Below are 8,196 nucleotides of genomic sequence, written 5' to 3'. Positions count from 1 at the left end.
AGCCTACCGAGGAACCCTCAGAACAGCCCAGCGAATCAGCAGAACCCACCCCCGAGTCGACCGCGAGTGAAACTGCCCCGGCAGATCCCACCGCTGAACCAACTGCTGATGCAACGATTGAACCTTCAGCTGAACCCAGCGAATCTGAAAATGCTCCGGTGCCGGTAGAAACTATCGCACCGGCACCCAGTGCCACAGCCGAAGCGACAGCACCTGAAAACACTGCGCCTGAAGCAACTGCTGAAGCTATCCCTGTCGAAGTGGATGCTGAGCAGAACATTTTGCTGACCGGCACCGTCACCCAGGAGCAAACCACCGAGACTGGCGAAACCGTCGTGGTGACTGAGGAAGTTACCGCAGCAGGAGAGCAAGTCACCACCGAATTTGTGGTTAGCCCGGCAGAAGGTCAGACCACCGTCACCCAGACTGTGACAAATCCTGCCACCGGCGAAAAGAAGACCACTGAGCGCAAGGTGCCTGCAACCACCTTCAAGGCAGGCGGTGCAGCCTCAATCGAGGCAGCCCCTGCCGCAGATCGAAAGAGCGCAGCAGCACCCCTTCTTCTGGGTATTGCAGGTGCTCTGGGAATCACCCTGACCGCAGCAGGAATCATCTTCTACCGCCGCCAGGCGACCACCGTTTCCTAAGAAGAAGCTATAGAGAAAGCCGGGGGTGCTTTCACCCGCGAGAGCACCCCCGCCATTTCCCCTCCTTCCACCGAAGACACAAAGGCTAGAGCCCATGAAAAAACATCAGGCACTTCTACTCACCGGCACTGCCCTGACCCTAGCGGCAGGCGGAGGGCTCCTGCTCACACAGGCAAATCAGGAGCCAGTCCCAGCCGTCGCGCAAGAAATCACCCAAGCACCAGCACCTGCTAGCGAGTTCATGGACTACCAATGCCCACCACCTGAGCAGCTACCGCAGGATGTAGACCTAACCCCTGGCAGCTGGTACTCACCACGACTAGAGGTTGGAGCCAGCTTCAGCCCCAGCGACTACCTACCGGCTGAATCCATCAGTGACGATGGAATTATCTACGCCCCCTCAGAAGCTATCGAATCCCCCGAGGGTGCTTCCCTGCTGGTTGGGCATGTGGATTTACAGCCAGGAGTCAAAAGCCCTAAAGGTGGTGAGCTCACCGCCTGGGGCAACCTGCATAAGCTCCAAGCCTGCGATCTGATTTATACCAAGGCAGAGGATGGGACCTTGGTGATCTCGCAGGTCACTAGTGTGATTGTGGCTCCGCAATTTGACCCAGACCTTGAAGCCAAAGCGGCGGCAAACCCGAGCGATACAGCCCTAGCTGAACAGCTACGGGAACAGCAAGAGATTGAGTCGCGCATCTTCCGAGCAGCAGGAGATAAGCGCATTGTGCTGATGACCTGCTCGGGCCCATCTGTTGAGGACGTCGGGGGAGAGTTCCAGTTCCGCTATGCCGACAACCTCATTATCGAGACCACCCCAGTTAGCCTGTAAGCCACCAGTGTTCACCATTGAACAGAACACAACAAAACAAAATTGTTTTGTTCTATTGTGTTGTGTTCTGTTAGTTGTTAGGATGGAGCCATGATTTTACTAATTGCTCACCACAAGGGCGGGGTTGGCAAGTCCACTCTCGCCGTCAATCTAGCCGTAGCCTTTCAGCAGCTCGGCAAAAAAGTACACCTTCTCGAAACTGATCCCTCAGTTCGCACCGCCTCCCGTTGGGCAGACGATCGGGAAGAGCTGGGTCACGTCCCGGTGATTACCACCCGCAAAGAAGGCAAGCTCTCAGCCACCCTCAAAGAGCTGGACGAACAGAACGATATCGTCATTATTGATACGGCAGGCAAGGACTCCAAGGAGACCCGCTCAGCTATGATCGCAGCCGATATTCTGCTGGTTCCCACCGGCACCTCACAGGCCGACTTGGACTCCACCCTTGACCTGGCAGACACTATCGACACCGCGCGAGACTTCAACGAAGAGCTCAAGACTCTGATCGTTCTCTCCAAGGCTTCAACTCATGCTTTGAGCGATGAAATCCAAGAGGCACGCGACTACCTAGAGGACTTCCCCCAAGGTGTCGAAGCTGAGATAGCTGATGTGGTCATCTACCACCGCAAGGCGTATCAGAGCGCCATGAGTGAAGGTATCTCTGTAGTGGAGGCTAAAGACGCAAAGGCTAAGGCAGAAGTGCAGCTGCTGGCCCAAGAAATCCTAACCCTGAAAGAGGCATAAATGGTTCGCAAACGCAGCACTGAAAAAACTGCCGATGACTTCATTGAAGCAGCAGAAAAAGACGCCAGTTGGAAACAGGAAGAGACCTCACCGGCAGCAAGCAAGATGACCGCGAAGACGCAGACGGTAGAGATGCCTGCTGAGACTAAAGATCGGGTCAAGGCCCGAGCTAGAGCCAGTCTCAAGCGCGGCATCTATACCATTCAGGCCACGGAAAGCCAGAAAGAGCTGATGAACTACGCAGCGGAGCAGCTGGATATTAGCAAGGCAAAGCTCATGGAGCGTTACTTCTTCACTGCCCTGGAAGAAGAGTTCGGGGCTGACGTTCCTATCACCAAAGAAGTGTAAGTTGCTATGAATCGTTACCCGCCTCAGTGCAGGAAGCCACCACTGAGATACCGGCTTTGGGGAGTCGTGCGGACAGTTCACCGGGTCATCTGGATGATGGGGCTGTTTGTGGGGATTCCTGCGGCTATGATTCCTGTGCTGGGGCGGTTCCCTCAGATGCGACAAGCTATCGGTTATTGCATCATCTGGGGCTTGGCTATTAGCTTCATTGTTTATTTAGTTCGCTCACTGGTATCAGGTGAGGTGCCTCCGGGGGGATGACGCCTGGGGGAAGATTGAATTATCCCGTACAATGGGTGCTGGCGCTTTAGGCGCTAGTAAAATCATGGGCGCTTGCTCTGATTCTTTGGTGGTTTATGCCCTTTCTTGCATGAGGGTTCTCTTTACACCGGGGGAGAGGAGCCGGTGCCTACATTTAGCCTGATTCTTGTGGTGAGATGATGGCAGGAGCGCCGCTCTGCTTCTTTGAGGCAGGGCGGCGTTTTCTTTTTGCCTATGATGGCACTATGAGCAGCTGGAATTTACCGAAAGAAGTCGTCGCCCTCTCCTGCGCTGATAATTTTGATGCAGCCCGGCATGAATGGGACTTGGTAGACCGGAACATAGACCCTACCAGTTCACAGAACTGTGTTTGTGGCAAAGAGGGCCTGAAGTATCTCTTCACTATCCGTAACCGTGAGACCGGGGCAACGCTCTATCCCATCGGCTCTAGCTGCATTGAGCTGTTCGGGCGCAAAGACCTTGACCAGCAGACCACCATCGCAATACAGATGTATGCAGTCCTTGCAGAATACAGGGAAACTGGATCCTTGAAGCTCAAGGGTGGAGCCATAACAAGAGCTGTGTTGAAGCAGCTGTATGAAGAGGGTTGCTTTCCGGCAAGTTGTTATAACGGTGGAAACCCTGCGGTTGATTATCAGTTCTTGGTGGATATGTTTAACAGGCGCAAGGAGCCCAGCGAGAAGCAGCAGGGTAAGACACGGGTGCTACTCAACGGGACTGTTGGCCCTTATCTGGAGCGCACATTAGGTTCCTAGCTGTTACGCTTCTTTGCTTTGAGGCGCGTGATAGTGGATCGCGAGACCCCTAGTGTGGCAGCTACTTGATTTTCACTCATGCCGTTGTCGATAAGGCGCATCGCTGCTTGCTGTTGGTCTTCGGTGAGCTTAGGGGGACGGCCACCAATACGCCCTTGGGAACGTGCGTGTGCCAGGCCTTCGCGGGTGCGCTCTATAATCAAGTCACGTTCAAATTCGGCCATTGACGCGAGCACGGAAAGAACGAGTTTGCCGGCAGGGGTGCGGGTATCAAGTTTCGTATCAAGAGCTTCTATTGTGATGCCTCGATTGGTGAGTTCTTGAACGGTGCGGAGGACGTCGACGGTAGAGCGTCCGAGCCGGTCAAGGCGGGTGACAACGATGGTGTCTTTCTCTCGTGCGTAGGCAAGGGCAGCAGTGAGGCCCGGGCGGTCTGCTCGGGCCCCTGAGATTTGGTCTGTAAAGATTTTTTCGCAGCCGTAGGTCTTGAGCGTCTGGTGTTGAGCTTCGAGAGAGTCTTGTTGCTGGTTAGTTGAGACGCGGGCGTAACCTAATTTCATTAACGGGTTTTGTAGAAGGTGGCTGAGTAATGCGGGTTTGAGTTCATAACGTCTGTTTGGAGCCGATGCCAAGGGAGCGGTTCACCAGGTGCAAGAACATTGAAACCAGACTGCGCATAAAATTTAGCAGCTGATGGCTCACATCCACCTGAAATAGACACCCACTTATAATTTTCGTTCTCCAAGAGCTGCTCAACCATGTTGAGCGTAACTTGACCAATACCTTTACCCCGTTCAGTGGGAATCACTGCAAGTTGTGAAACTTGGACGTAGGTATCAGGGCGACTGAAGGAGGTCTCTTTATTCTGGATGCCAAAGGCTTCGATAACTGCTACAGCTACGATTTCTTGACTGGAGTTGAGGCAAGCGATGCCACCTGCATTTTGTGGCATTACCCAATTCGATGAACCAGCGATGTTGGCACGTACGATTTCTTCAACTGCCTGCCGATCCGTCTCGACGATTGCGCGCCACTGGTAACCATCCCCTACCAATCCGGTTGCGTATCGGGTGTTCCGGTCTTGGACCTGGCTGAAGCCCTCTGCTTTAAGTAGCATTATTCTTTGCTCCTTAACTTATGTTTATAAACGAACGTTTTTGACGCAACCTAGTCTACCGGCGTCGCGGGGGAGTGGGAAGCCCTCTTTCTTGCGTCAGAAGTCTGAGTCAAAACCTGAGTGAGTCATAACCTGTCAGTGAACATTTTTGACTCAGTTCCTGCGCGGCTATTTACTGTAGTCGTTTATTCGGCTACAATATAGGTATGGCAGTTGAATTTACCCCTAGCGCAAGCAAGCATGGCATCTCACAGCAAGATGCGATCTACGCGATCTTGCACCACGAGGTAGCGGTAGACATCCCCGGTCGTGATGGATTCAAGCCCGCCACTCTATATATCGGGCACCCTCACGGTCAGACTGACCGATATATCGAAGTTATCGCAGAGGTAATCCCCCCAAGGGGTCTGAAGATTTTTCACGTCATGCCCCTGGGGTCCAAGTATCGCAAGTACCTTTAAAGAAAGGAAGGAAACGATGAGCTACGGAACTAACGAATACTACGAAAACTACTCACGAGCTATCGAGGCAGGCGAAGTTGAAGCGGACCCCAGCACCATCCGCCGAGATAACGCTGGGGCTCTTGAACTGATTCTTGCAGCTACTGGCGCATCCAGCGAAGAGGAAGCTCTGGCCATGTTCGCCCCTGGTCGCCCGCAGGTAGGGAAAGAGCGTGGAGAGTCTCCATCTATCCGTGCACGCGTCCCCCAGCAGCTCAAGGATAGTGTGGCTATTCTGGCAGCACGCCAAGGTAAGAAAGAATCTGAGATTGTACGTTTGGCGGTTGCAGAGTACGTCAAGGCACACGCTGCATAAAGCTGATGGACGATAACTGGCCGGTGTGGACATCTACACCGGCCAGAACTCTTTTAAGAACGTACAGAAGCAGCTACAGTAGAGCCATGAGCACAGAAGAACAACGATTTTTCAACCACGTTGTCAAAGGACCTGCACCAGAATCCTGCTGGATATGGACTGGCGCTATCAGCGACGACGGCTACGGAATCTTCTGGCGAAAAGACACCACCACCGGCAAGGACGCACCCATGCGTGCTCACCGCTACGCACTCTCCCTCATACATGAGAACCTCACTGATCTGCACGCCCTGCACCGGTGCGATAACACCCTATGCGTCAAAGCAACGGCTCAAGCTGACACACACTTAACCGCTGGAACCAGGGCAGAAAACATGGCTGACCGCTCTAGAAGAGGCCGATCCAACTTCCAGGGCAGGCCTACCAAATCAAAAACTGACCGAGCGGAAGCTGCACGCACCCTGCGCGAAATTACCCTTAAGGACGGCTACAAGCAGCAAGCCGTTGATGAACTCATGAAAGGCATACCGGCAGAACAACTTTCACTCTTCTAGAACGAATGGTGGCTCTACCCTCACTGGGTAGAGCCACCACTCTTTCTATCTATACCGCAGTATCTGAACGGGAATCTTCGCTGTCATTCGTAGAAGATCCTTCACTTTGCTGGGGAGCCATCTTCAGAAGCCTACGCGCTTCAGAGGAAGAAATTGCCAAACGCTGAGCAATCTCACCCACAGCAATACCTTCAGTTTTCATCCGAACAACTACGGCAGCCTGTTCAAGCTGTGAGCTTTCCTGTTGCTGATTAATCTTTTCGCGCAGTTGCTGAATTTTTACTTCTAAATCCTCAATCTGCTTCTCCAGATCACTAACACCGTTCTTCTCAGGAATAGAGAAAAACTCAGCTGCAAGTTCCAACAAGCGATCCTGTTGTTGCTGAAACTTTAGAGCAGCTTCTGCTGCCTTCTTCTGTGCATTAATGGCTGTGCTACTTTTACGGCCTGCCATAGTTCCTCCTTATAGGGTAATGAAGTTCTCTTGCTTCTAGACTACCTGAGAGCCTTCTTCTTTAACAGAGCTTGCTGATTTTTAGGCGCAAGAAAAGGACATCGTCGCTGCCGCTCCGCTGGCTCTGCTAGCTTCACCGCAGGATCAGTAGCGGCTTACTTCCAGCCAAAGCTTAAGTTCTATTTGCGAGGCCGCTACTGATCGCGGTGATAGGAGGTGCCGGTTGCCTACGACAAAGATACTGAGCCAAGAAAAAATGCAACTGCTCGCAAGCTCGCAGCGGTGGTTATCCCCTTTTTCTTCGGCGCTACGCTTATTTCCTCAGAAAAAGTGGTGCCCCACCGCCCTAAAGGGTTGCCATTTTTTCTTTGACGGCTCAGTTCTCTTTGCTTCGCCAACCGGCACAGGGCGGGCTCCCAGCCACACATCTAACCCGCCCCTCTCACCTAGCGAATGGAGAACATCATGGTTCAGGCAGGCGATATTTTTTACACCTCTTGGGGATACGACCAGACTAATGTCGAGTTCTACCAGGTCATCAGAGCCACCGAAAAGACTGTGTGGGTACGCGAGATTAGCGGAGCAAATTCCGGTGATTGGTGGAGCGGACACACTGAGCCAGCTAAGGATAGTTTTGTTTCAGATAAGGTTCTCAGGCGCAAGCTCAAGGGCGGAGAGTCACCGTTCTTTTCGGTGAACGCAGTGGCAGACGCTTGGCCCTATGAGGGGCAAAAGCTCTACTACTCAAACTACGCCTAGAGCTTGTCGTTAGAGATAAGAAAAGCGCCAGGACACTTAAACAAAGTGTCCTGGCACCCAGAAAATCTTAGGTTCAAGTTTTACCGGCTTTACCTAAGACCGTATAGAAAGGATACAGCCAAAATGGCAACCTCAGCAAGTACCGAAAAGCTCATGACTCGCATTATGTTTGACGAGGAAGGCACCGGGGCAGAAATTGCATACTACCTGGAGACTGAGTCGACCGAGCATGAAGTACATCAGCCCTCACAGGGAATCTGTATCTACATTCCTAAGAAGTATGTTCACCTGGTGACTTGCTTTGTGAACTGGAAGAAGCCTACCAAAATGCGGGGCTGGTGCTCATTTGAGTTAGTACGCGATAAGGGCGGGCAGGACATTCCCAAGTATCTTCCTGAAGAAGTGCGATACCACCTACTCATGACCAGCGCCGGAGTTTTTGAGTACCTGGCGGATATGACCAGCTAACCAGAAAGGTAAGTGCCCCCGTGACCACCTAACGGTCACGGGGGCACTTCGCGCGCCGGGCAAAGCCCGGCGTACGGTTTTACACAATCGGCACGGATACGCAAACCTAACGTGCTGACTCAAGCATTATTGCTCGTACCTCGCGTGCTTGTCGAGTCAGCACTGTGTTTGCTACTTGTGGAAAAGCTGTGCACAGCTAAAGTCTCCTCCGCAGGCTCCCCCGACTTTACCTGCGGTCAACTTTCCCACAAGAACCTCAGCCCTGATGCACAGACCTGTCCATAGATTCCCCCGCAGGCTCCTCCATCTATGGACAGGTCTGCACACAGGCTGGCCTCGTGTGCAAAACCGCGGCAAGTGTGCCGGACGAAAGGACCCTAGAACGTTTCAGCTGCCTCTTCCTCCGCAAGCTCCCCCAGA

General features: G+C 52.9%; 11 protein-coding genes and 1 pseudogene. 9 read left to right on the top strand and 3 right to left on the bottom strand.

Annotated elements, in window-relative coordinates:
• The 5 genes and pseudogenes from ACMXX3_RS11135 to ACMXX3_RS11115 all read left to right on the top strand — a co-directional run.
• Nucleotides 1-647, top strand: a pseudogene (locus ACMXX3_RS11135) (hypothetical protein); the annotation flags it as partial.
• A gap of 94 nt (nucleotides 648-741) precedes the next feature.
• Nucleotides 742-1,479: a class F sortase gene (locus ACMXX3_RS11130; protein ID WP_421084778.1), complete on the top strand. Its 738-nt coding sequence runs from the start codon at nucleotides 742-744 to the stop codon at nucleotides 1,477-1,479.
• A gap of 90 nt (nucleotides 1,480-1,569) precedes the next feature.
• Nucleotides 1,570-2,223 carry an AAA family ATPase gene (locus ACMXX3_RS11125; RefSeq protein WP_421084777.1) on the top strand — a complete coding sequence of 218 codons (654 nt, stop codon included), beginning with the start codon at nucleotides 1,570-1,572 and terminating at the stop codon, nucleotides 2,221-2,223.
• The gene (locus ACMXX3_RS11120; RefSeq protein WP_421084776.1) at nucleotides 2,224-2,571 is read left to right on the top strand and encodes a hypothetical protein; all 348 of its coding nucleotides are present in this window, start codon (nucleotides 2,224-2,226) and stop codon (nucleotides 2,569-2,571) included.
• Between the two features lie 506 nt (nucleotides 2,572-3,077).
• Entirely contained in the window at nucleotides 3,078-3,608 is a 531-nt protein-coding gene (locus ACMXX3_RS11115) for a hypothetical protein (protein ID WP_421084775.1), read from the top strand.
• Here the strand turns inward: ACMXX3_RS11115 and ACMXX3_RS11110 are convergent.
• Together ACMXX3_RS11110 and ACMXX3_RS11105 are read right to left on the bottom strand one after the other, a co-directional pair.
• On the bottom strand, nucleotides 3,605-4,168 hold the full coding sequence (locus ACMXX3_RS11110; protein WP_421084774.1) for a recombinase family protein: 564 nt from the start codon (nucleotides 4,166-4,168) through the stop codon (nucleotides 3,605-3,607). The genes ACMXX3_RS11115 and ACMXX3_RS11110 overlap by 4 nt on opposite strands.
• Complete coding sequence (locus ACMXX3_RS11105; RefSeq protein ID WP_421084773.1) at nucleotides 4,168-4,725, bottom strand: GNAT family N-acetyltransferase; 558 nt, start codon at nucleotides 4,723-4,725, stop codon at nucleotides 4,168-4,170. The genes ACMXX3_RS11110 and ACMXX3_RS11105 overlap by 1 nt, the downstream gene beginning before the upstream one ends.
• A 477-nt stretch (nucleotides 4,726-5,202) precedes the next feature.
• Here ACMXX3_RS11105 and ACMXX3_RS11100 point away from each other — a divergent pair, with 477 nt between their 5' ends.
• Together ACMXX3_RS11100 and ACMXX3_RS11095 are read left to right on the top strand one after the other, a co-directional pair.
• A complete protein-coding gene (locus ACMXX3_RS11100) occupies nucleotides 5,203-5,541 on the top strand; it encodes a hypothetical protein (protein ID WP_421084772.1) in 339 nt (112 codons plus the stop codon).
• 86 nt (nucleotides 5,542-5,627) lie between these two features.
• Complete coding sequence (locus ACMXX3_RS11095) at nucleotides 5,628-6,095, top strand: hypothetical protein (protein WP_421084771.1); 468 nt, start codon at nucleotides 5,628-5,630, stop codon at nucleotides 6,093-6,095.
• Between the two features lie 49 nt (nucleotides 6,096-6,144).
• On the opposite strand, the gene ACMXX3_RS11090 is transcribed toward ACMXX3_RS11095, so the two are convergent.
• Nucleotides 6,145-6,549 carry a hypothetical protein gene (locus tag ACMXX3_RS11090; protein ID WP_421084770.1) on the bottom strand — a complete coding sequence of 135 codons (405 nt, stop codon included), beginning with the start codon at nucleotides 6,547-6,549 and terminating at the stop codon, nucleotides 6,145-6,147.
• Nucleotides 6,550-7,014: 465 nt separating this feature from the next.
• Here ACMXX3_RS11090 and ACMXX3_RS11085 point away from each other — a divergent pair, with 465 nt between their 5' ends.
• Nucleotides 7,015-7,308 (top strand): hypothetical protein, encoded by a 294-nt coding sequence (locus ACMXX3_RS11085; protein WP_421084769.1) that lies wholly within the window; start codon nucleotides 7,015-7,017, stop codon nucleotides 7,306-7,308.
• A gap of 123 nt (nucleotides 7,309-7,431) precedes the next feature.
• A complete protein-coding gene (locus ACMXX3_RS11080) occupies nucleotides 7,432-7,776 on the top strand; it encodes a hypothetical protein (protein WP_421084768.1) in 345 nt (114 codons plus the stop codon).
• Nucleotides 7,777-8,196 lie beyond the last annotated feature (420 nt).

Origin of the sequence: Rothia nasimurium, assembly GCF_049068285.1 — a bacterium.
GTDB lineage: Bacteria > Actinomycetota > Actinomycetes > Actinomycetales > Micrococcaceae > Rothia > Rothia nasimurium_I.
Note: the sequence above shows the minus strand (reverse complement) of the source record. Positions and strands in the feature narration are given on the sequence as shown.